The organism is Aliiglaciecola sp. 2_MG-2023 (genome assembly GCF_030548145.1).
Classification (GTDB): domain Bacteria; phylum Pseudomonadota; class Gammaproteobacteria; order Enterobacterales; family Alteromonadaceae; genus Aliiglaciecola; species Aliiglaciecola lipolytica_A.
Genome location: NZ_JAUORY010000026.1, coordinates 23,193 through 46,159 on the forward strand (window position 1 = coordinate 23,193; position 22,967 = coordinate 46,159).

20 protein-coding genes are annotated in these 22,967 nt (G+C 41.5%); 4 read left to right on the forward strand and 16 right to left on the reverse strand.

The window, feature by feature from the left end:
- Positions 1 to 168: 168 nt before the first annotated feature.
- From Q4567_RS19265 to Q4567_RS19310, 10 genes are all read right to left on the reverse strand, one after another.
- The gene (locus Q4567_RS19265) at positions 169 to 813 is read right to left on the reverse strand and encodes a hypothetical protein (protein ID WP_303501768.1); all 645 of its coding nucleotides are present in this window, start codon (positions 811 to 813) and stop codon (positions 169 to 171) included.
- Complete coding sequence (locus Q4567_RS19270; RefSeq protein ID WP_303501770.1) at positions 810 to 2,159, reverse strand: hypothetical protein; 1,350 nt, start codon at positions 2,157 to 2,159, stop codon at positions 810 to 812. The genes Q4567_RS19265 and Q4567_RS19270 overlap by 4 nt, the downstream gene beginning before the upstream one ends.
- Positions 2,156 to 3,376: a glycosyltransferase family 4 protein gene (locus Q4567_RS19275; protein WP_303501772.1), complete on the reverse strand. Its 1,221-nt coding sequence runs from the start codon at positions 3,374 to 3,376 to the stop codon at positions 2,156 to 2,158. Before Q4567_RS19275 ends, Q4567_RS19270 begins: the two co-directional genes overlap by 4 nt.
- A complete protein-coding gene (locus tag Q4567_RS19280; protein ID WP_303501775.1) occupies positions 3,373 to 4,389 on the reverse strand; it encodes a glycosyltransferase family 4 protein in 1,017 nt (338 codons plus the stop codon). The genes Q4567_RS19275 and Q4567_RS19280 overlap by 4 nt, the downstream gene beginning before the upstream one ends.
- 18 nt (positions 4,390 to 4,407) lie before the next feature.
- Positions 4,408 to 5,301, reverse strand: coding sequence for a hypothetical protein (locus tag Q4567_RS19285; protein WP_303501777.1), 894 nt, complete (start codon positions 5,299 to 5,301; stop codon positions 4,408 to 4,410).
- Between the two features lie 121 nt (positions 5,302 to 5,422).
- Positions 5,423 to 6,940 (reverse strand): hypothetical protein, encoded by a 1,518-nt coding sequence (locus Q4567_RS19290; RefSeq protein ID WP_303501778.1) that lies wholly within the window; start codon positions 6,938 to 6,940, stop codon positions 5,423 to 5,425.
- 181 nt (positions 6,941 to 7,121) lie between these two features.
- On the reverse strand, positions 7,122 to 8,525 hold the full coding sequence (locus Q4567_RS19295; protein WP_303501780.1) for an undecaprenyl-phosphate glucose phosphotransferase: 1,404 nt from the start codon (positions 8,523 to 8,525) through the stop codon (positions 7,122 to 7,124).
- Positions 8,526 to 8,565: 40 nt separating this feature from the next.
- The gene (locus Q4567_RS19300) at positions 8,566 to 9,609 is read right to left on the reverse strand and encodes a hypothetical protein (protein ID WP_303501782.1); all 1,044 of its coding nucleotides are present in this window, start codon (positions 9,607 to 9,609) and stop codon (positions 8,566 to 8,568) included.
- 66 nt (positions 9,610 to 9,675) lie between these two features.
- Complete coding sequence (locus Q4567_RS19305) at positions 9,676 to 9,837, reverse strand: lasso RiPP family leader peptide-containing protein (RefSeq protein ID WP_216050578.1); 162 nt, start codon at positions 9,835 to 9,837, stop codon at positions 9,676 to 9,678.
- A gap of 30 nt (positions 9,838 to 9,867) precedes the next feature.
- A complete protein-coding gene (locus tag Q4567_RS19310) occupies positions 9,868 to 10,539 on the reverse strand; it encodes a PEP-CTERM sorting domain-containing protein (RefSeq protein ID WP_216050579.1) in 672 nt (223 codons plus the stop codon).
- A 306-nt stretch (positions 10,540 to 10,845) separates the two neighbouring features.
- Between Q4567_RS19310 and Q4567_RS19315 the strand changes: the two genes are divergently transcribed.
- On the forward strand, positions 10,846 to 12,699 hold the full coding sequence (locus tag Q4567_RS19315) for an asparagine synthase C-terminal domain-containing protein (protein ID WP_303501786.1): 1,854 nt from the start codon (positions 10,846 to 10,848) through the stop codon (positions 12,697 to 12,699).
- A 76-nt stretch (positions 12,700 to 12,775) separates the two neighbouring features.
- On the opposite strand, the gene Q4567_RS19320 is transcribed toward Q4567_RS19315, so the two are convergent.
- From Q4567_RS19320 to Q4567_RS19340, 5 genes are all read right to left on the reverse strand, one after another.
- Positions 12,776 to 13,222, reverse strand: coding sequence for a transposase (locus tag Q4567_RS19320; RefSeq protein WP_303501788.1), 447 nt, complete (start codon positions 13,220 to 13,222; stop codon positions 12,776 to 12,778).
- Between the two features lie 561 nt (positions 13,223 to 13,783).
- The gene (locus Q4567_RS19325) at positions 13,784 to 14,272 is read right to left on the reverse strand and encodes a lasso peptide biosynthesis B2 protein (RefSeq protein WP_303501791.1); all 489 of its coding nucleotides are present in this window, start codon (positions 14,270 to 14,272) and stop codon (positions 13,784 to 13,786) included.
- A 50-nt stretch (positions 14,273 to 14,322) separates the two neighbouring features.
- Positions 14,323 to 14,598, reverse strand: coding sequence for a PqqD family protein (locus Q4567_RS19330; protein ID WP_303473309.1), 276 nt, complete (start codon positions 14,596 to 14,598; stop codon positions 14,323 to 14,325).
- Between the two features lie 67 nt (positions 14,599 to 14,665).
- Positions 14,666 to 16,318, reverse strand: coding sequence for an ABC transporter ATP-binding protein (locus tag Q4567_RS19335; protein WP_303501794.1), 1,653 nt, complete (start codon positions 16,316 to 16,318; stop codon positions 14,666 to 14,668).
- Between the two features lie 558 nt (positions 16,319 to 16,876).
- Positions 16,877 to 17,608: a FadR/GntR family transcriptional regulator gene (locus tag Q4567_RS19340; RefSeq protein ID WP_216050585.1), complete on the reverse strand. Its 732-nt coding sequence runs from the start codon at positions 17,606 to 17,608 to the stop codon at positions 16,877 to 16,879.
- A gap of 273 nt (positions 17,609 to 17,881) precedes the next feature.
- On the opposite strand from Q4567_RS19340, the gene Q4567_RS19345 reads away from it, so the two are divergent.
- From Q4567_RS19345 to Q4567_RS19355, 3 genes are all read left to right on the forward strand, one after another.
- Entirely contained in the window at positions 17,882 to 18,217 is a 336-nt protein-coding gene (locus tag Q4567_RS19345; RefSeq protein ID WP_216050586.1) for a cupin domain-containing protein, read from the forward strand.
- 25 nt (positions 18,218 to 18,242) lie between these two features.
- Positions 18,243 to 19,241 (forward strand): sugar kinase, encoded by a 999-nt coding sequence (locus tag Q4567_RS19350; RefSeq protein WP_216050587.1) that lies wholly within the window; start codon positions 18,243 to 18,245, stop codon positions 19,239 to 19,241.
- Between the two features lie 658 nt (positions 19,242 to 19,899).
- The gene (locus Q4567_RS19355; RefSeq protein WP_216049490.1) at positions 19,900 to 21,369 is read left to right on the forward strand and encodes a polysaccharide lyase family 7 protein; all 1,470 of its coding nucleotides are present in this window, start codon (positions 19,900 to 19,902) and stop codon (positions 21,367 to 21,369) included.
- A gap of 585 nt (positions 21,370 to 21,954) precedes the next feature.
- Here Q4567_RS19355 and Q4567_RS19360 read toward each other — a convergent pair.
- Entirely contained in the window at positions 21,955 to 22,950 is a 996-nt protein-coding gene (locus Q4567_RS19360) for a polysaccharide lyase family 7 protein (RefSeq protein WP_303501798.1), read from the reverse strand.
- Positions 22,951 to 22,967 lie beyond the last annotated feature (17 nt).

Here is a 22,967-nt window from a genome sequence, read left to right on the forward strand (position 1 = left end):
ATGAAGGAATTAGCCATCTAAACATATTCTGGAGTGTTAAAAAAATTAGTGTTTTAGTGTTTTAGTGTTTTAGTGTTTTAGTGTTTTAGTGTTTTAGTGTTTTAGTGTTAGAATGATCAGCATAAATGTCTTCATTGTTCAATCCTCTGACTTCAATAGTTTGATTTTTTATTCCAAGCAAGTTCCTTTTAAAGCATCAAACCAAGGTTTACCAGTTCCAGCTAATTCACAGATTCTATATTTCAAAAGTTGAATCAAAGGCGAGTATATTTCAGCCACAGTTAATCTACTTTTGTACCTTTGATTTCCACTTAAATTGACAAAACAACTTGGCTTTAAATCATGTGGTTGTTTATGAAATAATCTCCATACTTTATCTTTTGCCTTCATAAAAATACAAAAAACATGTGCGCTAACCTGTAGCCCTGAAACAATCCATTTCTGCAATCTTCGACCTGTAAACCCAGTTTTATTCGTTTCTATAAACCCTAAATCACTTTGGATATTAAATTGGTCAAGACAAGTCACTAAAGAGGGGTTATTAATCCATTTGTTGTACATGGCTTTTGAGTGATCACATATATGGACCACATCAGCCCATTTAGCCATTTGTTTTAATTGCCAGAGAAATAGAAAAAGACGGTCAATATATACAAAACATTTATCCAAAACATGTTCTGCCTGTCCAATTTTACATAATATTGCATCAGGACGAATTACCTTAACTTCATGGCCTTCTTTAATCATATCCGCAAAACGCTGCATGCTTTGTTGATGACTTAACATATAATTGGCAACAATTAATACTTTCATCCTACTAATCCCTGCCTTCTATTTTTTTCAGTCTGCCAACAGGCTAAAGAGACAAAACCTAAGCCAAGCAAAAGTAAAGAAAAGGCGTGAACGGTAAGCTGACCAATAATTGCTCCCGTAGGTAATTGGACAGCTATGACTAGCCATAAAGATAAAGACAAAAATTCATTATTTCTTTTAAATATTCTCCAAGAACTTAATAGACCAGCGATAAGTATTAACCACTTAAACAAGACGAGCATCATACCAACGGCCCCTCCCTCATTTAAAACTCGGTCAATTTCACCCTCACCTAAAAGGAAGCCGGTATTATTTGAAGGCATAAATCCACGTGAAGCGTTTGCTCCTGCACCTATACCATAGCCAAGAAATGTAAACTGCTCCCAAGTCTCATTAGATCCCATGTACATCCGTTTAATCCTATCACCTACATCTTCTGATGTAGCCGCGTTTTCGAAACGGTTGGCATTTGCGTCATAAGATCTTTCCATAATCGGGAAAAGTAAGAAAAATAAAACAACAAATCCGGCTAGGCCAAATAGCATTTTTGCTGTGGATATTTTAGGGAGCTTGTTGGCGAATAAAAGTGCCAAAAACCACATGCCTGCAAAGAAAAGAGTTGTAATAATTGCGGCTCGTGATCCACTGATTAAAACGCCAACAAAAAAAAGTCCAATAATAAGTAATCGTAATAAGGAGTTTAAAGAGTTTTTTAAACCGCCGGACATTAACCACAAAACAACAGGAGTAACAAACGCTAAATAATTGGCGTAGCCAGCGGTAAATGAGAAAGTTCCAGTTGTCCGAACGATATCTTTCATAACTGTAAAAATTAATTGATCATCCCCCCCAGCCTGCCTATTAATAAAGGCAGTAGGAGCCGACATAAACTGTACAATCGCCAAAGGCACCATAAACAATAAGGTTAACGAAAAAATTTTAAACAGATATTCAAGATCTTGCCAATTGAGAGCTTTGGCACAGAGTAAAGCGAACCATAGGTAAAGCACCCAAAACCGAAAACCAATAACGCCCACTATTAGTGGTTGCAAACCGCTAAGCATTTGTAGGACTGTCCAAACAACAATGAGAATCGTCCAAAAAATCAATATAGCGTCACCCGGAGCCCTTGCATCAAAGTAACGATGACCCCCCCCCCAAATAACACCATAGACAACAATTAGATCTCGCAATCCGAGTAGTGGGATAGTCGCACTCCCCCAAACCCATTTACGAACAGCACCTTCAAATAACACGATCAAAAAAATTGCGATAAAAAGCTTTCCCACAGGATGGAGATTTTTCCAAGTGACAGCATTGACGCTTGACATTGCAACCGAGCTCACTTTACCACCGCCTTGACTATTTTCGATTCGTAATCAATCCACTGGTACGACTGTGCTAACCTCATAGCTGACTTACCAATTTTCTCAACTTTTTCGGGGTTACTAATTAAGTCACTAAGTGCATCTTTTATTACGCCTGAATCTCGAACCGGAATAAGTATCCCTGTGTTTTCACCAGCTATATCAGGCAGCGCAGTGTGATCTGTCGCAATCACCACCATACCTTGCGACATAGCTTCTGTAATCACCATACCAAAACCTTCAAATAGACTTGGAAAAACCAAGACATCATGATCACGCATTGCTTCGAGAACTTGTGAATGTGGCATTGTGCCTAAATAGGTGGCATTTGGTAATTTTTCTTGCATTAACTCTAATGCAGAGCCATTACCGATATAGGAAAACTCAACTTTATTATCTAAAGCAGAGATTGCTTCAACAAGATAGGATAACCCTTTACGTTGACTTAAGCCCCCGACATAAAGTACTTTTAACTTGTCTGTTTCTTGAAACCAGTTACGAACGAGAGTTTCATTAGGCAGTGGACAACCATAAGGTACATGAGTAATCGGTGCCAATGCCTTTGGATAATCTTCAAGTGTTTTTTTAGTAAAACTACTCGCCACAATAATGTGGTCTGCTAATGCAAGCTCTTCATCTTTGCGAGTTAGCTTGGGTTTGCTATCTTGGGTTGCAATCCAAGAACGTCCCCATTCTGGCTGTAAAACAGACTCTTCTTCATTCAACCGATGATGGGTTCGCCAATAACCTATTGGTAATTCATAAATACACTTAATGTTGAGCTGTTTAGCGATTTTAAACGTTTCCAAAGCACCGTCCTCATAACAGTAAACCCCGGTTATTTCTGAAGCATATTTTTTAAGATATTTGGATGCAAAACGGTCTGTTGCGTGATAAACATTATCTACAGAAGAAAATCCGACTTCATGCTTGGTTAGAAAGTTTAATTTTAGTTTAATCGCAAGCAATCGTAGGCCCTCTCTCAAAGGTGAACCTGAAATAATCGTGGATTTTATTTCGCTAAAATCACGGCGCTTAATTTCAGCGACTAGCTTAGTAGGCAACCAGTTCCATTTATTGGAATCCAAATGCAATGCTGTAACAAAAGCATATAATAAATTTGCTTCTGCCAAACCACGAGCTAAACCTTTTGAATTTTGATTGCCAGTAGGGTGAACGACTAATATCTTATTCATTTACTAATTCCTTCTAATACTCTAAGGTAACTAGCAGCTACAACCTTTTCTGAATGTTTAGATAAGTGTTTCTTAAAAACACTTCTTTTTTGCTGGATTAATTCATGTGAGTCAAGAAATAATCTCATTACTTTAATGAGAGAGAGCAGATCACCATTTTTAAAAGTTAACCCACATTCACCAATAGCATCTTTCAACCCGCCCCCTTCAGATACAATCGGAACACAACCGCAAGCAATACCTTCTAATGCAACATTGCCGAACGGTTCGTTCCAACGAGAAGGCACAACAATAAATTTGTGCTGACTATATTGTTTAGACAGTTCGACCCCATTCAACTTTCCAAGAAACTTAACTTCAGACGCGATTCCTAGTTTCTCAGTCAGCTTGATGAGCTCTTTCAACTCCCCTCCATTACCAGCAATACTTAAGCCTGCTAGGTTATAATCATTCTTTATTTCTGAATAGGCCTTTATTAATAAATCAACACCTTTATCAGGGGTTAAACGACCGGCAAATATAAAGTTATTTTCTTGTACTTCCTTCCCTTTAGGTACAAAAACACTATCCCTGTATGGGTTACCAATAACCACTCCAGCACATGGTAAGTGCTCACTAATTGCTTGACTAATATATATACGATTTTTACCGTTACAAATTAACTTTTGTTTTATCTTATCTTTCAGAGTCAGCTCACCATTAGTTCTAGCCACCCAGGTACGAATTGCATATATTGTTTTATAGTTAAAGAAAATTGATAAATACCCTATACCAAAGGAAGGATTGTTGTGAAAAACAATATCCGCCGATAAAAACATTTTGAAAATTTTAATAAAACTAGGCTGGCGAACTACAGGAAATACAAAATCATCCCTATAGTCTTCACAGGGAGTATTCGTGATTAGAGTCACTTGATGGCCAGCCTCAGTAAAGTTTCTGCATAAAATTTCTGTATTTACCTCGATCCCCCCCATCGAAGGAAAAAAAGCATGACTAAGGACAAGTATTTTCATCGGTATCACTTCCAATATTTAATTTTTATTTCTAATCTTAGGTACCCATTCCATATGCGGGCTATTATGTATATCATGAGAAAAATCGCTAATATCAAGTCTGCCACCATCTTCATAAATTGAAAGCATCTCTGCTGTATCTAACCCCATATGGGGAAAATTAAATTCTTCCGTTTTGACACTGTTTAAAGGAAAATTCACGATACGAGGTTGCTCATAACATACCGCCTTACTGAATTTAAAAACGAAACGATACACTCCTAAAGCTTCTTCTAGACTATTAGGGGCCTTAAAGCTTACTGATTCAATAATAGGGATCAAACTAGATAGTTGGAACACATTTCCATCCAGAGCTGTTGGAAGGGACCAATGACTTGATTTAGATTTATACCAGTACCATGACAAAAAGGTTTCGTCATTAAATATCATAGATTTAAAATATGGTTGTGTTACCAATATATTACTTTGAGTCTGCGAATGTGTGATATTTTTACCTAGGCGTGTGCTTACTATATATCCTTGACTGGAAAGAGAGACCAATAAATCTGCGTCAACTGGGCGGATAAATGCGATATCATCTACAAGAAACATGATTGACTTGCAATTTGACTTTTTCAGAATTTCTATCATATCTGGGCGAAATTTAGTCTCTTGTATAGCAAGAAGGTTCAATGAATCGTTTTCTTCAAATACTTGCTTGTATGCATTCTCGTAATTAACATTTGATGCATTAAAAAGGACTTGTACATTTAACTTACCCTTTACATTTTGTCCTAGTGTTTTTAATAACAAATCGAGTTGTAGAGGGCGATCCTTAGAAAATATAAATATCAACAACTCATCTACTATGAGAGAGCGTTGAAGATATTTGTTAACCTTTGATCTAAAGCCAACGATTAGACGTTTAAACATAGATAGTTCTCATCAAAATCAAGTGAATCCGTAGCCTCAAGTTTGTCAGTAGCTAATTTTGACAAGAAATTCCAAGCGCTAAAGTGGTCCCGATATTTGAATTTAAAGTCCATTAATATAATCATTTACGTATCCTTAATTTATTTAGTAGGTTGTAAACTTTTTCTTTTGCGAGTGATGGCATTAATTGCCAAAACTTTATGGCAATGGCGAATTGTAAAAATAAAATAAACGGGACTGACATAGTTATCACCAGCCCATCGGCTATTAGTAATAAGCTAATTACAGTTAAACCAACACTTAAAAAAGAGAGCAAGAAATATTTCCAAGGCCAGTTTAATTGTTTACTTGTCATCCAATTATTGGCTTTCCAGACGGATAGACTCATTACCACCGTTTCAGCTACAAGCAAACTAAGACCCGCTGACAAGACTCCAAGAGTCTGAGAAAAAAAGTAAATTGTTAGGATTAAACCCGCTAAAGCAATTAATGATATTGCCAGTTGAACTTTAAATAAATTGTTTCCAGAAAGTATGCTTCCAGCAGGCTGCCCCAAAATCATCATAAGTATTGAAGATGAAAAGACACTAAAAAGCATGGGATGAAACTCAATCGCCCCAGCGGTCCATATTTCAAATAAAGGCTCTACAAATAGCTGCAATATAATAAAACTAGGTGCAATCACAAAACATAGCATTAGCCATAACAAGGCAAGTGATGCTTGAATCTCCAATTGTTTTCTTTCATTTATGTAGCGCATTAATTCTGGCAATATTGGTCCAGTCAGTGAGGTCATTCCTTTTTTAGCTAAATTTGCGACGGTTCGGTTAGTTGCGAATTGAGTGACCCCTGTTGCCCCTCCAGAATTCATAAGAAAAAAACGTATGCCATCCTGTCTAAATATGTCGCTTGCGTATCTAGTTAACACCCATGCAGAATTTGTAAATTGCTTTAAACCCAATTTAAAATTAGGTTTCGAAAATTTCAAATTTTCTTTCTTGTATAAGTTCAATACGAGATAAGTAGCTATCAAATTCACAAAAAAAGTAGTTACAGCCAATCCTATTGCAGCATCAATTAAGTCTCCTCCCAAAACAACGATGAAGACAGGTACGATTGACGTGACAAAAACCTTTATGACTTGCAACCAAGTAATGAAAGGGTAGTAACCTAGTAGAATAATAGGCCCCTGCAAAAAACCATAATAATGACCAGAAACCAAAAGAACAAAAGCCAGCACCATAACTGAAAACAAAAAATCCTGTTCTAATGATTGGGTGATGCCAAATGGCGTATCAATTATTGTAAATTCAAATTGCAAGTAAACAACGAAGAATACAAAAGACGAAGTTAAAGCAACTATTGGCAAGGCAGAAGATAATTGCAAAATAGCTTCATCAATGTTTTGCCTACCAAGCTTTAAACTTTCATGGTAAACAAAATCTCTATGAGCCCCTTGTATCAGAATGGCAAAACCTTGAAAGGTTAGAATTAGTAACCAAACACCATAAGTTTCAGCAGACCAATGATTCAAAAAAACGGGAACAAAAACAATCTGAGTTATTAAGCTAACGCCTATACCGACCCAATTAGCAATACTTGCTGAAAATATCCTACTTGTAGCAGTAGAGCCTGACACCACTAACTCACTCCAAAAAAAATCAGTAATAAAAATGTTGCTAAAACATGTATAAAATCATCAACTAGATGGCCAACTGTAAAAACAATGGATAGGTTTAGAATTCACAGGTTCTAAGCATTATCATGTAGTCCCAAAAATCTGTTCATACAGAAGATATAGACAATAGATATCATTTACATCAATACGCATTCTTGTCAGTAAAACTGCGGAACACGGTAAAAATGACTATCTTAAAATCCATCCATAGTGACCAGTTACGTATGTATTCCAGGTCGTATTCGATGCGCATTTTCATTTTTTCAACTGTATCGGTTTCGCCGCGCCAGCCGTTTACTTGGGCCCAGCCGGTTATACCTGGTTTTACTTTGTGGCGAAGCATGTAGTAGTCAACCAACTTGCGATATTCTTCGTTGTGTTTAACTGCATGTGGGCGTGGGCCAATAACTGACATATCACCTTTTAATACATTGATGAATTGGGGTAATTCATCAAGTGAGGTTCTACGTAAAAAAGCGCCGACTTTGGTTATCCTAGCGTCGCCTTTTGTGGCTTGCACAACGTTGTCAGAGTTTTCAGTTACCGACATAGAACGAAACTTCCATACTTTGATTTTTTTACCATTTAACCCATATCGATCTTGTTTAAAGATAATAGGTCCTTTCGATGTTAATTTCACTGCTGCAGCTATGGCTAACATAGGAATAGAAATAAGGCTTAGGATAGAAAGCGACAATAAAATATCTTCTAGGCGTTTCACTATGGCAATACCACCTTGCATTGGGTTGTCGTACACGCTAATGGTTTGTACGCCGCCCACGTGAGACATTTCACCGTGCATTAGGCAATACATGAATAAATCAGGGACAACATGTACGTTAGCTGTGGTATCCCCTAATTGATAAAGCATTTCTTGAATGCGATGCTGGGCTTTAATAGGCAAGGCAATATAAATGACGTCATACAAACCGCGCTTGGCGCAGTCGATGCCTTTTTCAACATTACCGTGGAGTAAATAATGATATTTACTATCGAGTCGTTCTGGTCCGCGATCATCAAAAACAGCCGTTAACCGATAACCCGTTTCTGGGCTTTTCATGACTTCGTTGGCTAAACGTATGCCTTTTTCAGACAATCCAAAGATGGCAATACTGCGGGTGTTATAACCTTTACGACGCATGTTGTGTAGGAATAGCTGAAAGATAATACGCCAACCAACTAACGCCATATATGCCATAGCAAACCAGATTGCTAAGGCAAAACGAGAATAATCTTCGGCTATTTTAAAGAAAAACAGATAGCCAAGGATTAACATACAGGCACATGCCCAACAAAGAAAAGTGTAAAATACGATTTGTTTAAAGAAACCGGCGCGCCAAGAACGGTACAACGCAAAAGACTCGGCCACCAATGCAAAACTCACTGAGCCGATAAGAGACAAGGTAAAATAATCTTTTGTATAATCTAAACCGTAAAGCAAAACAGCACTGAAAAGTGCGAATTGAATCACCACAACATCAACAAGTCGATACGCAGCCGCAAACTTGTTGGTATTGTTTTTGACCATACCACTTTGCATATTCATTTATCTAGTTCCTTTGCTTTTGTGAATCGGGATGAAAGGGTTATTTATCCAAATCTTCAAAAATAGTCTTACGTACGAAATCCAAATTTTCCTTACCACTAGAGTAAGTGACTTTTTTTACTTGTGTTTTTTGAACCAAAATGGACAGTTGACGTATTCTGTCTCGTTCTAATTCCAATGCAGAATAGGCATTGCCCAAAATACTGTTTTGTAAAAGCAAGATTAGTGCCTGACTAGAATTGATATTTTCAATTTCACAGCGCAGGGTATTATCAGGCTTATCTGTTACAGTTCTATTAAGAATATATATAACTGATAGTTCAGAAGAAGTTTTACTTTCTTCGGATAAATCAGGCATTTCAAATATGCGTTTGTTAAAACGGTTATGCACTTTTTTAAGCTTAGCTACGTCACCACCAAGTGCATTTTCCACTGAATCGGGCCACATGCGGGCAATGGGCCAGCTGGGGTAAACTTTTGGTGCGTTACTTTCTGTTGCATGCGCACCAATTTGATGCAGCGCAATCATATCATCAGTTAACCACTCACATCCAGCTTGTTGTAGCTTGGCACTCAAAGTTGACTTACCCATACCGCTATTTGCTACCAATGCGAAGGTTTTTTCACCACGCTTCAACCCATTTGCGTGTATGCAAGGTACATGCCGAGTTTCTAACCACAGGGCCAAGGCCAATGTCTGAAAGTAGTGGGAAGACGATGTGCCTGCATCCCAATCAATGGTTATTTTGTTTTTCTGAATTAAAAACCGACCTTTACCTTCACAATTAACACTCAGCACATAGCTTTTAGGTGAAGGGAGGTAGGTTTGTGAGTCATCTAATGAATTGGTTTTGGCTTTAGTACTATGGGCGCTGGGATAAGGAAAGAGATTTAATTCGGTTAAGTATCTCTGTCCTTGATCTTTTAATGTCCATATGGGGAGCTGGTTCGCGTCGAGACTAATTGTTTCAAACGCAAGTTCAACGGCCAATTCAGAGATTTTAGTTTTATCACCACTGCAAGTAGCATCAGGCAAAAAACATTCAACGCCATGAAGCGGCGTTGAATAATACTTATCTTGCATTGGTAACTAATGCCTCTGTTCAATCCATGGTTTGAATCTAAGGTAGAAGCTTTAGCAGACTAACGATTAACCTGTAAAAGGATTACGTTTTGTGTGTCCGCCTTGCTCATCAGGAATACTTCCCGCGTAACCTTGAGTTAATTCTGCAAGATTACCAGGGTTAGTTAATTCTGGCTTGGTGTAGGGCTTTTTGCCACTAACGGAATCGTTGACATTTACTTTGTTCATGACGTGTCTCCCTAATTATACAATCTTAAACTATTTTCTTGCACGTAAGCGTGCTGCACCAAACAATAAACCGCTTAGGATCATTGCAGTAGTAGCTGGCTCTGGTACTTTTACGGTATCGGTATCAGTTACGAAAACTAAGTCATCACCAATGGCAAGCGATGAAGAACCGAACAATACGTCTAGCGTGAAGAACAAGTCACCGTAATCGGCACTAACTTGATCACTGTAGGCTACTGAATCAACGACTGTTGCTGATGCAAAAGAAACACCAATACTTGAATAGGGAGTGTTTTCGCTACCAGAGTCGATATCGAACGCAACATCACCTGCGAAACCATCAATACTGAAACCAACGATGTCGCTAGCAGAGTCAATATTAGTCAGTGTCCAAGCACCAAACACGCCACCTGCTGGTGAAACGTTACCGCTGCTGAAACCTTGTTGAGTTAAAGACCAGGTTGATGTAACTACACCACCAGAAAAGCCTTCTGCGTCTGCAATAGGGTCGCCAGTGCCAAGAACTACGTCTGGGAATGCGGACCATATACCTGATTCTGAAGTGCCATCACCGAATAATGCTGTCACTTCAATTCCAGCCATATCAGCGCCAGTGATGTTTGCCTCGTCAACAATAATGGCAGACTGAGCGCTTAAGCTCATTCCCACTAGTGACAAACCTGCAATTATTTTCTTAATCATGTGATGCTCCTTATTTAGTTCTACGAACTTAAAATTCTCTTGAATATGCACTTAATGCTATTACTACTGCAGAAATAACTGCAAAAGCCATTCCAGATATATTTTTTCTTTAAAAATCATGCAGTTAACAAAATTGAATGTTAGTGGCTTGTTAACTCTAAAATGATCTGTAAAAATTCCTGACAGAAAAAACCTAATGTAAACAAAAGGTTATATTGTCATTTGTTGTTACAGTAGAGTGACATTTGGCATATAGTACCCTTAATTTACCGGTGTTCGAAAGCTTTATTTAGGTCTAAATATTATATGAATACATTGTTTGCTCTATTTGGTTCTAAAGCGCCTCGTTATTTTGAGGCGATTCAGGGCTACTATGAAAATTCAAATAAACAAGTAATATCAGATAGTTACAGCTCGATCGGTGGTGCAGATTCTAGTGTTTTCTTGGGTAAGGTGGCCGATGCCGATGGGGTGTTAAAAACCGATACACCCGTCCCCCTGAAGATTGTGAGTGCAGGGCGATTTTGTTTAAAAAATGCACCTTTGGTGTGCGATGGTGCACTAAAAGATCGCGATCTTTGGGATTTGATCGATAGCGATTATTCGAAAACCATTGAGCAGCTAGACGGTGATTTTACCCTCATTTCCTGGCATCCACATGCTGCTGAATTACGATTTTGTAGCGCTGCGTTTAATCCCCGTACCCTATTTTATGGGTGGTTAGAGGGTTGTTTTCTGGTGACCACTGATTTGCAGATGATTACGACCCTGCTCACCCCGAAAGTGGATAACATTTCGATTCTGCAGTGGCTGGCGGGACGGCCGGATCCGAATCGATCTATGTTCAGCAACATTGATCAGCTACCCTTCGCTCACAGCGCCTGTTTATCTGCCGAAAATCAATTAACTGTGCGGCGATTTTGGGATATCCAACCCAACCACTCACTAAAGTTTGCCAATGAAGTGGAGTATGAGCAGGCTTTTTACGATGTGCTAAAACAAAGTATCGCAGGGGCGTTGCCACTGAGTTCACAGGGTAAGCGGCCTGAACCTATTTTCAGCCAGATGAGTGGTGGTATGGATTCAACTTCTATCACCTCTATTTTACATTCATTGAGTGAGCATGGTGAAAAAGACTCAGATCCCCTTGGGTTTGAATTACATTCCATTTCTCATACTTATCGGAATACCCAGAGTTGTGACGAGATAGAAAAGATTGATGCAATGCGGGACTTTTTGAAGCTTCAACATAGTCACTTTGTTGAGCTAGACCAATTTACCAATCTTTCGTTTGCCCAGGTGTACCCTACTCAGTTGCAGAACCCTGGCGTGGTGGCTTCACCTAAGTACCAACAGGAAGCTGAAATGATTCAGCGGTTAGGGGGGCACGACTTGTTTACCGGCAATGGCGGTGACGAAATGTGTTGGGGTCACAGCTTTGCTTATCGGGACAGATTAGCCAGTGGTGATCTTGGAGTCATTAAAGAGGTGTTTAATTCTGCTCAACAGTTGGGTATGTCACCCATGAGGATCATACTGCAAGTACTGGTTAAGCCATTATTGCCTCAGTCACTGTTATCCTTGTTAGGCAAGCAGCCAGTAGATGCCGACCACTTTCCCCAGTGGTTAGGGCCTCAACAACAGGCCATGTTGAAGTCGGTTGAGAAGCACAATCCCTTTGCCCAAAGTAAGCAATGGGCAAAACGAGCTCGCTATGAGGGCTTATTTACTACCTCCACTTTTAATAGCATGCGTTCCTATCAGCATGTTTGCGATCCTTTAGGGATTGCAGTACATCATCCGTTTTTCAACAAGCAGCTAGCGGAGTTTAGTTTTGCGGTGCCGCAAAAATTGCACATCCAGGGGCGATATCCAAAATATTTGTTGCGTAAAGCCATGGATAGCCATTTGCCAGAAAGCGTGTGTTGGGACCAGAACAAAACCGTATTTGATCAGCATTTTGCGAATTTGGTGCGAGCAAATAAAACCGAGCTTCGTGAGTTGTTATCCCATCCAGGTTTACAAGATTTAGGGTTGGTTGATAATGACATTTTGTTAGCCAGTTTCGATAAGGTAGTAGCCTCACCAAAGGGTTCGTTAAACGTCGATTTATTGTACGCAATTTTAACCCAATCCTGGTACCAAACCCACATGTTGTAGCATGGCCTTTAGGCCATGGATGCTAGGCCATGGATTGTCTTTAGACCGTGGGCTCTCTCGGGGCTAAAACCACCGACTACAGGTATATTGAATCCCAATGGGGATATTGTTTTAGGCTTTTGACAATTCCTGCCCGCAATGGATTTGCAACAATGTACCGTGCGGCCTCAATTATATTTTCTTCTTTGCGTATTGCGTGGTCATGAAAACCTGCTTGCCATATTCCCCCCTTTCGGTTTAATCGTTTGCATATTTGATGGGACGTGGTGCCTTTGATATACCCGATTACCTCGCTAAGGCTCGAATCACCTTCTAACGACATCAAAAAATGCACGTGGTCGGGCATAATCACCCAACTTAGGAACTGTATTTTGCCCCTTTGTTGGGATTTTTTCATGCATGCCACCACGATTCTGGCCAAGGTAAAATGGATAAATAATGGTTCCCGATGTTTTGTACAGGCGGTAATTAAATACACCTGACCGATTATAGAGCGACGTCCTTTTGTTAAGGTTTTGCCCATGGTTCAATCCTTTGAATGGCAAATTTTAAGTGTAGATTGAATATTGTTTAGACGGGTACAGAAATATTGGGGGGCATTTTAGGGGAACCCCTCGGGGCATTTCTCGGGGCCTGTAGCATGGTCTTTAGGCCATGGGCATTCCTCGGGGCTAAAGCACCCGACTACAGGTGGCTGTAGCATGGTCTTTAGGCCATGGGGTTTTAGGCCATGGTTTTTGCTCGGGGCTAAAGCCGCCGACTACAGGTGCCTGTAGCATGGCCTTTAGGCCATGGGGTTTTAGGCCATGGACATTCTTCGGGGCTAAAGCCTCCGACTACAGGTGGCTGTAGCTTGGTCTTTAGGCCATGGGCATTTCTCGGGGCTAAAGCCGCCGACTACAGGTGGCTGTAGCATGGTCTTTAGGCCATGGGCATTTCTCGGGCTAAAGCCGCCGACTACAGGTGGCTGTAGCATGGTCTTTAGGCCATGGACATTTCTCGGGGCTAAAGCCGCCGACTACAAGTGGCTGTAGCATGGCCTTTAGGCCATGAATGTCAGGCCATGGTTTTTCCCCCCTCGGGGTTATAGGGAAGATATGCTTGTTTGGAAAAATTGGCTTTTATTGGTTATTTCAGTGTAGGTACTTACCACTTCTTTGCTGTCGTTAATGATAAATCCGTTGATGGTTAACCAAGAATGGGCTTGTAATGTTTTGCCTGTGCTTGGTTCTATTGTTGGGCTTTGTGATGGATTTGGGGTGGTGAATCTGACGCCAATGTGCAAGGTCGAGGGCATATTTTTGCTTAGCAGCAATTCCTGTAAAGCCAAGCAACGGCGCAGACAATTCATGGGGCGATAATGGTGTCGTGTTACTTTGGCAAACAAGATGGCTTGTTGCAGATATTTGTGTTGGGGATAGGCATCAAACTGGTTGCTTGTATTGCTCACACTAAAGCTCTTATCGAGATACTTTTTCCATTTTTTGTAGGGCTGGTTGGATATGCGCCAATCCCATTTGGCTAATAACCAATAAGCATGCACGATGGTAGGTAAAGAGGTGATCAACTGCATACGTTTGTTTTCCCTAAATCAACCATTGTCCTACCCATGGAGCTTGCGCCCTAAGCTTCTTCTAACAGTCCTTTGTCACTCATTGTGTCAATAAGCTCTGATAGATCAGCTTGAATATTGTCGACCGTGGCGTCGTAATTTTGCTCGATGAGGGCCACCACCTGAGAGACAGATTGCCCCGTATTCAAGGCTTCAATCATTTCCGTACCTATGGGATCGAGGGTGTAATACTGGCCGCTGATAGAGTCTAAAATGACCGTCTCATCCACCACTTTTTGAAACAACGCTTTGTCTGAAAGTTTATATTTAGTGTCGCTATTCAGCATATTACGTCCTACTCATTGGTTTTTTATTCATCTAGGTAAATTTACTGTCTCAATTCTAGAGCTTGTTTTACACCTGCGCCAGAGAACCTTGTTCTAGTTTATAGACTTTGTCTGCCACTTCACACAGTTGTTGGTCGTGAGTCACAATTATAATGGTTTTGTCTTTTAATGACTCCCCTAGAAGCCTAGAAAATTCCAATTTTCCGGCGTCATCGGTAAAAGACGTGGGTTCATCAAACAGCAAAATTTGTGGGTTAATTACAAGGGCACGCGCCAAGGAAATACGCTGTCGTTGTCCACCGGAAAGGAGTACACCGTTTTCACCCACTTTGGTGTAGTAGCCGGCTTTCAAATCGGTAATAAAACTATCTGCACCGGCAAGTTTCGCAGCTTCAATAATCTCCTCTTCACTGGCTTGGGGCAAACCATAGGCAATATTGTCTAAAATGTTGCCGTCACATAAGGCGATATCTTGCGACACTAAGCCAATTGCCTTGCGCAAAGACACTAGGCTGCAATCGGCAATAGCCTGGTTATCAATTAAGATGTTGCCGGTTTGAGGTTCCATAAACCGCATGAGTAAGTGAATTAAACTGGTTTTTCCCGCGCCGTTTGGCCCCAGAATGATACTCACACTAGCGCTGTCAAAGCGTGCATCGACGCTTTTTAAAATGGGACTGTCAGGCTGATACGCAAAAGAAACACCATTAAACTCGATATCGCCCCTTTGGCAAGACAGGTCGAATTCGGCTTTATCATCTGACTCAGGGGATACATTAAATACCTCTAAAATACGTGTAGAAGAGCCCCTAGCCTGCTGTAGCTGACCGTATAATCCGGCAAAAGTACTCATGGGCTTGGCAAACACTAAGCCATACATCAGCAAGGTGATTAAATTGGGAATGGTGAGCTCGCCTGATTGATAGTGCAACGCGCTCACTACAACGATGAAGACAATACCAATTGATATAATCATTTGAATAAGCGGGGAAATGAGCGCTTGAATGCGCAGTAAACGGGTTCGCAGGTCGAGTACCTGCTTGGCATTTTTGCGGAATTTTTTCGACTCAATACTTTGGCGGTTGAAGGCTTTCACCAATTGCATAGAGCCAAAGTTTTCAGTGGCGATGGCAATGGCACCGGCCTGGTGTTTTATCACCTGCTCCGAAATAGGGCGGATGGTTTTACCGACAATTTTTATGGTGATTAAAAATACTGGCACCGTGACCACGATTATCAAGGCGATGCTCAAATTGATATTGGCCATCATAATGATCGCACCTATCACTATTAGCGCCGCGGGGACTAGCCCTGTTAACACGCCGGATAAGAAATAGCTGAGCACATTGGCGTCATTGCTGATGAGAGAGAGAATTTCGCCCTTTTTACGGTTGCTAAAATAGGCCATTGGCAACATTTGTACGTGGTCGTAAAGCCGGCAACTCAGGTCGTTTAGCACCTCAGCGCCTACGATGTTGGTTCTAAACGTAGATTCAAAACGCAAAACCGCTTGTAAGATAATCAGGCCAACCCAGGCCAAACATATTTGACCGATCGACCAACCAAATGCGTTTTGTTGATCTAAGATGCTAGTTGAAAACTGGCCGATAAAGTACGGAATGCTTAAGCTAATCAGGCTTTCTGCGATCATCAACAGTACCGCGAGACTTAATGCGGTTTTGTGGTAGCGGAGTAGTTTAAACAGCGATAAAAATGACATTGAATGAGTAGGTTAGGAACAATCGAGTATTGGCATCTACTCTACCTTATTTTAGTGAACGATGAACAGCAGGGATTGAAAATAAACCCCAAGCGGAGAGGTGAGTGTAAATCCAAGGCCTGTATTAGGCGGTTTTAGCCCCGAGAAGGCAATGTTGAAAATTATGATAATTCATGGTCGTCCTTACTTTTCATGGCCTAAAGGCCATGCTACAGGGCTCGAGGAAAAAACCATGCACGGTCACCCTGTAGTCGGCGGTTTTAGCCCCGAGAGAGCCCATGGCCTAAAGGCCATGCTACAGGGCTCGAGGAAAAAACCATGCACGGTCACCCTGTAGTCGGCGGCTTTAGCCCCGAGAGAGCCCATGGCCTAAAGACCATTCTACAGGGCTCGAGGAAAAATCCATGCGCGGTCACCCTGTAGTCGGCGGCTTTAGCCCCGAGAGAGGGGTATCAAAACCCCATGATAAACCCATGGCCTAAAGACCATGCTACAGGGCTCGAGGGGATAATTGACTTTCACTGCCCATGGCCTAAAGGCCATGCTACAGATTAATGCCTATTCGACTAAATGATTCAACGAATATAAATCGCGGGTTTGGGTCGATTGTTTGCGCACTTCTTCTAGGGCTTTAGCTTCGCTAATTTCGAATAATGTATTGATTAATCGATTGAAATGATAATGCATTGCTTGTCTTGCTTCCGCCGAATCTCGATTTTTTAGGGCGGTGAATATCTTTCGATGTTCTTCTAATCGGTCGCTGTCGCTGCGGTTGCAGACATTTTTGTAGACGTTAACAATCTCTGGTTCTGAATCTCGTAATTGCCAAAATTTTTCAACCGCTAAAGAGACCGCGTTGTTTCGCGTTGCTTTGGATATGATGAGGTGGAACTGGCGATCGGCCTTTTCCGGTTGAATGCCTTTTTCCATGGCAACTAAAGTGGCTTCTAATTCAGCCAGTTCTTGTTCGGTAATTGAGGCTGCTGCTAACGCTGCGGCTTCACCTTCAACTAATGCTCTTGCTTGGGTTAATTCAAAGGCACTGACTTTTACTTCAGGTTCTGCTTTTTGAGGATTTTCCAGCACGTAAACCCCAGAACTTGTTTTCACGTCTACCCGTTCCCTTACTTCCAAAGCAATGATTGCTTCTCTAATAGTAGGTCGGCTTACGTTAAACGTTTCAGCTAATTCACGTTCGGGTGGTAATCGACTGCCGGGAGGATACTTTCCGGAATCAATTAACGCTTCGATTTTTTCGACTATCTGCCAAAACATGCGACGATTTTTCATCTTATGACCTCTCACCCAAACACTACAGCTTTAGTATTATTATTTCGCTTTTCTGTTTATTTTACTTATACCTAGGTTTGTACTAATACTTAGTTAGGATAAACTTTGTCTATCTTTACACTTGCTTAACAACTAAGGTAATTAACCTAGCATACACCTCCCCAAGATTATTACCAATAAAATTTAAATTGGTAACAACAAGAGGGCATTAATGGTTGACAATTTTAGGTTAAGTTGATTAGATACCACCATAAATTAACTTGGGGAAAAAATATGACACATAGCGAAGCGTTTATTTACGGTGATAAACAACCAATTGAAGATATTGGTAACGGCATGAAACGCCAATTAATGGGCTATAATGACCAAATTATGATGGCCAAAATCTGGTTTGACGACAATGCGATTGGTTATGTTCACGCCCATCCTCATTCTCAAGTTACCTATATTGAAAGCGGTGAATTTGAAGTGCAAGTGGGTGAAGAAAAACAATTATTGAAAGCTGGCGATTGCTTTTTTATGCTACCTCATGCTGACCACGGCGCAGTATGCAAAAAAGCTGGCATTTTAATCGATGTTTTCAGCCCGCTTAGAGAAGACTTTTTATAATATTTATTAAATAGAGAACCAATGAATGTCACATCAGAATGAGAATACCAGCGATAACCCGTCAGTGGATATTTTTACTAAAGTAAGCGGGCCGCTAGTATTTGCAGGCGAGTGTATGCTTGAGTTGGTAAACAAGAGTGAGAATGAGCTTGGAAAGTCATTTGCAGGCGATTTATATAACTCTTGTGTCTATTTAAAACGTGCCTTTCCTGAGCTAGACATTGAATTTATGTCGTGCTTAGGAATGGACAAACTCAGTAGTGAGTTGGTGTCTCGTCTATCCAATGAGAGCATCGGCAGCCAGTTTCTCCCGAAGATAGCTTCACATCATATTGGCAGTTATATGGTAATTACTGACGATTTTGGTGAGCGCTCATTCATTTATTGGCGTGGTGATTCTGCCGCGAAGCGCATGGTTAGTGCTTTGTCTTCTGAGCAATCCTTGGCGTTAAATGAAACCGGAATGTTCTTCTTCTCAGGCATAAGTTTAGCGATTTTGTTGGATGAAGAAAGATCCTTGTTCTGGCAGAAACTAGAGGAAATGCAGCAGGCTGGCGTGGTGATTGCGTTTGATCCTAACTACCGCCCTCAGCTTTGGCGTTCTGCCGATATTGCGAAATTAAATATCGAAAAGGCGTTCCAGATAGCTGATGTATTACTTCCTGGCGTAGATGACTTTGATAAGCTTTATGGTATGGATGACGTTGAGCAATGTATCGAGTTGTGCATGCAGTATTCGCCAAAAGAATTGGTGATGAAGCAAGGCGAGAAGAACGTCATCATCATCAACGAAGGCGGACGTGAGGTTGTCCCCATTGTGCCCAATGACAATGTAGTTGATACCACCTCAGCTGGCGATGCATTTAATGGCGTTTATATTGGTGCTCGAGTTTCCGGTTTCGATCCTAAAACCTCTGCCTTAGCGGCTAGCGCAGCTGCAAGCAAAGTAATAGAAACACCAGGCGCTATCATGCCTAAAGACCTGTTCGAAAATTTCTGGCAGTCTTATAAATTACCGGTTTAATCAAACCGGTAATTCCCTTTTCTAATCAGTTAGATCCCCTACCCTTGTAGACGGGTGTTTTAACCCCGTGGGTGTGATTTGATGGATTCCATGGCCTAAAGGCCGTGCTACAACCCCGCATTTGATTTGATGAATTCCATGGCCTAAAGGCCATGCTACAACCCGCGTTATCGATGATGTACCAACATTTCCCTGTAGGCGGGTGTTTTGACCCCGCGGGTGATTTGATAGATTCAACCCTGTAGGCGGGTGTTTTAACCCCGCGCGTGATTAGATAGATTCCATGGCCTAAAGGCCATGCTACAACCCCGCGTTTACCATGATGTATTGCATTCCCCCCGTAGGCGGGTGTTTTAATCCCGCGCGTGTGATTTGATGGATTCAACCCTGTAGGCGGGTGTTTTAACCCCGCAAGTGATTAGATGGGTTCCATGACCTAAAGGCCATGCTACAACTGGTATTAGCGAACAATAATCCATGGCCTAAAGGCCATGCTACGAAGGCGATAAATCCCCTTAGAGACGTCGGATTCTGGTTAACCAAACAAATATAACCAAAAACGCAAATTGGTCTTACATTATTCTTGGAGTAACTAATTTTTACGCATATAATCCTTTTATTGAAGTAACATTAATTTTACATTTTGTAGGGGAAACGTATGTTTCGAAAGCGGTTACATAGCCACAATCAAAGCCAAAAGGTCCATGCCTTGATAGTCATGATGTTGTCGATTGGGATCAGTGCTTGTGGCGGAAGTAGTGGAAGTACCGCAACTCCACCAGTCATTCCTCCAGTGGTTGTTGAGCCTACACCAGAGGTCTGTGTAAACGAGATATACGCTATTACTGCTGCTAGTGATGATGGTAGTTTTGAAAGTGGATATCCACCTGCAAATGCGGTTGATGGATTGACCACTCCTGAATCAAGATGGACAAGTAATGGCTCAAATAAAGAGTTAATACTTGATCTTGGTAGTAGCAAAGTAGTCGGGGCTTTAACGATTAAGTGGTACAAAGGCAATGAACGTAATGCCTACTTTTCGGTAGAAACCTCGGCGGATACTTCACTTCAAAATGCCAGTTGGACTAGTGTGCTTAACGACGCAGAATCAAGTGGCAAGCACAGCGGCTTTGAGTTGGTCAACTTGGTCGAGTCTGATGCTCGCTACATCAAGATTATTGCTGATGGAAACAGTGAAAACACATTCAACAGTATTGTCGAGATACAAGTCCATAGCTGCAAAGAGGCAAATGGCGAGTTTGCAGATATTTTCCCCAATGAAGTGGGTATCGACTTATTAGATTGGTATTTAAGTGTACCAACTGATGAGGATAACAGCGGAACTTCAGACTCCATTTTTGAGACTGAACTAGCTGCGGGTTACACCAATTCCGAGTATTTTTATGCTTCTGCTGACAATGGCATAGTCATGCGTTCACCAAGTTACGGCTTTAAAACCTCGCAAAACACAAGTTATGTGCGGGTAGAATTGCGAGAAATGTTACGCCGCGGTAATACATCAATTAGCACTCAAGGTGTAAACAAAAATAACTGGGTTTTTGCCAGTGCTTCCTCACAAGGTCAAGCTAATGCTGGCGGCGTAGACGGAGACCTGCGAGTTTCGTTAGCGGTTAATAAAGTCACAACCACAGGCGAAGATTATCAAATTGGACGGGTAGTGATTGGTCAGATCCATGCTAACGATGATGAGCCTGTGCGTTTATATTATCGAAAACTGCCGGGCAATAATCTCGGTTCTGTCTACTTTGCTCACGAGAGTCGTGTTAAAGACAGCGACGGTGATAATATTGAAACCTATGTTGAGATGATAGGTTCGAGAAGCAATTCAGCGAGTAATCCTTCAGATGGGATCGCATTGGACGAGAAGTTTAGTTATCAGATTAGTGTTAACGTTAATTTGCTGACGGTGACAATAAGCCGTGAAGGAAAAAGTGATGTGGTTGCCAATTACGATATGAGCGAAAGCTTGTACGACCAAGACGGCCAGTATCATTATTTCAAAGTCGGGGTTTATCACCTGAATAATTCAAGTGATCCTGATGAATACGCCCAGGCCACCTTTTACGAAATTAAGAATAGTCACACAGGTTATAGCGCCAGCGAGTAAAGCGTAAAATAGTGGGGGTGTTTTAACCCCGTGGATGATTTGATGGATTCCATTGCCTGAAGCCCGTGCTACAACCCGCGTTTACCATGATGCGTCCCATTCCCCCCTGTAGGCGGGTGTTTTAACCCCGCGGGTGTGGTTCGATGGATTCCATGGCCTAAAGGCCATGCTACAACCCGCGTTTACCATGATGCGTCCCATTCCCCCCTGTAGGCGGGTGTTTTAGCCCCGCGGGGGATTAGATAGATTCCATGGCCTAAAGGCCAAGCTGCAACCCGCGTTTACCATGATGTATCGGATTTCACCTGTAGGCGGGTGTTTTAACCCCGTGGCCCTGTAGGCGGGTGTTTTAACCCCTTGGGTGATTTGATGGATTCCATGGCCTAAAGGCCATGCTACACCCTGCGTTTACCATGATGTATCAGATTCCACCTGTAGGCGGGTGTTTTAACCCCGTGGGTGGTTCGATGGATTCCATGGCCTACGAGGCGTTGGATAGGATCCATGGCCTAAAGGCCATGCTACGGTGGGGTGTTTTAACCCCGTGGGTGATTTGATGGATTCCATGGCCTGAAGGCCATGCTACTAGTGCTGATTGTCTAGATGATAAAAAGTGGCTTGCACGTAATCTTTGGGTTCGCCGCCGTTGTTTTGATTATAAACACCGGCTTTAAAATACATGTATTGGTTATTTTTGTGGTAGCCGCTGTCACTCATATCAAATGATTTGGTGATATTGGGTTTGCCTTGGCGAATCAAAGTGACAAAAAGAATATTGTTTTCGACCGTGATCTTATAACTAAACTTTTCGTTTAATTCGATGCCATCTTCCGGATTAGCTAGGGTGTGTGAGCGCGTACCAATTAGGTTTATCCACTCATCATCTCCACCATTAATTTCATGGGCAAAGTACACCGAACCTTTAGAATTGTTAGGCAGCTTGCGATAATAGAGTCGAATTGGTTCATCATCAGTGGCATGGATCTGGCCAATGATAACCCGCCCTAGTTTTTTCTCATCGCCGGTGGTTGACACGCGGTTCACCGCTAAGGTCGCTTCTAAGCTCCCCTCAATGGCACCCGCTTTCCTTTTAACCGAGCCATGAGCTGCATCGAATACCCAGTTATTTTCAGTAATGCCTTGGGTTTTAATACGAGTATTTCCACGCCTTAACATTTCACGAAGTTCAGTTCGAGCGTACTTGGTGTTTTTGGAGGTTTTAGCGCCTACATTGGGACAGGCAAAAACCATCCCACCATCATCTGCTGTATAAAAAAGCGGTTTTAGCTCAAAGCCGCCGCTTAATGGTCTTTCGTATATGATATCGGCTTTTTTATCTTTATTAAGGTCGGTAGGTAGTGTCAGTGTCCAATCTAACAAATCAAAGTTTTCACTTGGCTTTTTAGTTGGATCGAGAGAGTCAAAGTTACCTAGCAAAACACCGTCAGCAAGGGCCCGGTGAGACTCAGGCATATAGCTTTGGTTGTTTGCTTGAGTTGCTTGATTTGCATAACCGAAAGGCGCAGCTGAAACAGCTAGGCCGATCAGAGAATTACAACAAATACTGCGTAAACTTAACATTGAACTCCCCCACATCT

Bases quoted from the DNA above. Each gene is read 5' to 3' on its own strand.
- Q4567_RS19285 (WP_303501777.1), bottom strand. From the start codon at position 5,301: ATGTTTAAACGTCTAATCGTTGGCTTTAGATCAAAGGTTAACAAATAT.
- Q4567_RS19300 (WP_303501782.1), bottom strand. From the start codon at position 9,609: ATGCAAGATAAGTATTATTCAACGCCGCTTCATGGCGTTGAATGTTTT.
- Q4567_RS19310 (WP_216050579.1), bottom strand. From the start codon at position 10,539: ATGATTAAGAAAATAATTGCAGGTTTGTCACTAGTGGGAATGAGCTTA.
- Q4567_RS19295 (WP_303501780.1), bottom strand. From the start codon at position 8,525: ATGAATATGCAAAGTGGTATGGTCAAAAACAATACCAACAAGTTTGCG.
- Q4567_RS19335 (WP_303501794.1), bottom strand. From the start codon at position 16,318: ATGTCATTTTTATCGCTGTTTAAACTACTCCGCTACCACAAAACCGCA.
- Q4567_RS19325 (WP_303501791.1), bottom strand. From the start codon at position 14,272: ATGCAGTTGATCACCTCTTTACCTACCATCGTGCATGCTTATTGGTTA.
- Q4567_RS19345 (WP_216050586.1), top strand. From the start codon at position 17,882: ATGACACATAGCGAAGCGTTTATTTACGGTGATAAACAACCAATTGAA.
- Q4567_RS19265 (WP_303501768.1), bottom strand. From the start codon at position 813: ATGAAAGTATTAATTGTTGCCAATTATATGTTAAGTCATCAACAAAGC.
- Q4567_RS19280 (WP_303501775.1), bottom strand. From the start codon at position 4,389: ATGAAAATACTTGTCCTTAGTCATGCTTTTTTTCCTTCGATGGGGGGG.
- Q4567_RS19315 (WP_303501786.1), top strand. From the start codon at position 10,846: ATGAATACATTGTTTGCTCTATTTGGTTCTAAAGCGCCTCGTTATTTT.
- Q4567_RS19320 (WP_303501788.1), bottom strand. From the start codon at position 13,222: ATGGGCAAAACCTTAACAAAAGGACGTCGCTCTATAATCGGTCAGGTG.
- Q4567_RS19360 (WP_303501798.1), bottom strand. From the start codon at position 22,950: ATGTTAAGTTTACGCAGTATTTGTTGTAATTCTCTGATCGGCCTAGCT.
- Q4567_RS19350 (WP_216050587.1), top strand. From the start codon at position 18,243: ATGTCACATCAGAATGAGAATACCAGCGATAACCCGTCAGTGGATATT.
- Q4567_RS19340 (WP_216050585.1), bottom strand. From the start codon at position 17,608: ATGAAAAATCGTCGCATGTTTTGGCAGATAGTCGAAAAAATCGAAGCG.
- Q4567_RS19275 (WP_303501772.1), bottom strand. From the start codon at position 3,376: ATGAATAAGATATTAGTCGTTCACCCTACTGGCAATCAAAATTCAAAA.
- Q4567_RS19330 (WP_303473309.1), bottom strand. From the start codon at position 14,598: ATGCTGAATAGCGACACTAAATATAAACTTTCAGACAAAGCGTTGTTT.
- Q4567_RS19305 (WP_216050578.1), bottom strand. From the start codon at position 9,837: ATGAACAAAGTAAATGTCAACGATTCCGTTAGTGGCAAAAAGCCCTAC.
- Q4567_RS19355 (WP_216049490.1), top strand. From the start codon at position 19,900: ATGTTTCGAAAGCGGTTACATAGCCACAATCAAAGCCAAAAGGTCCAT.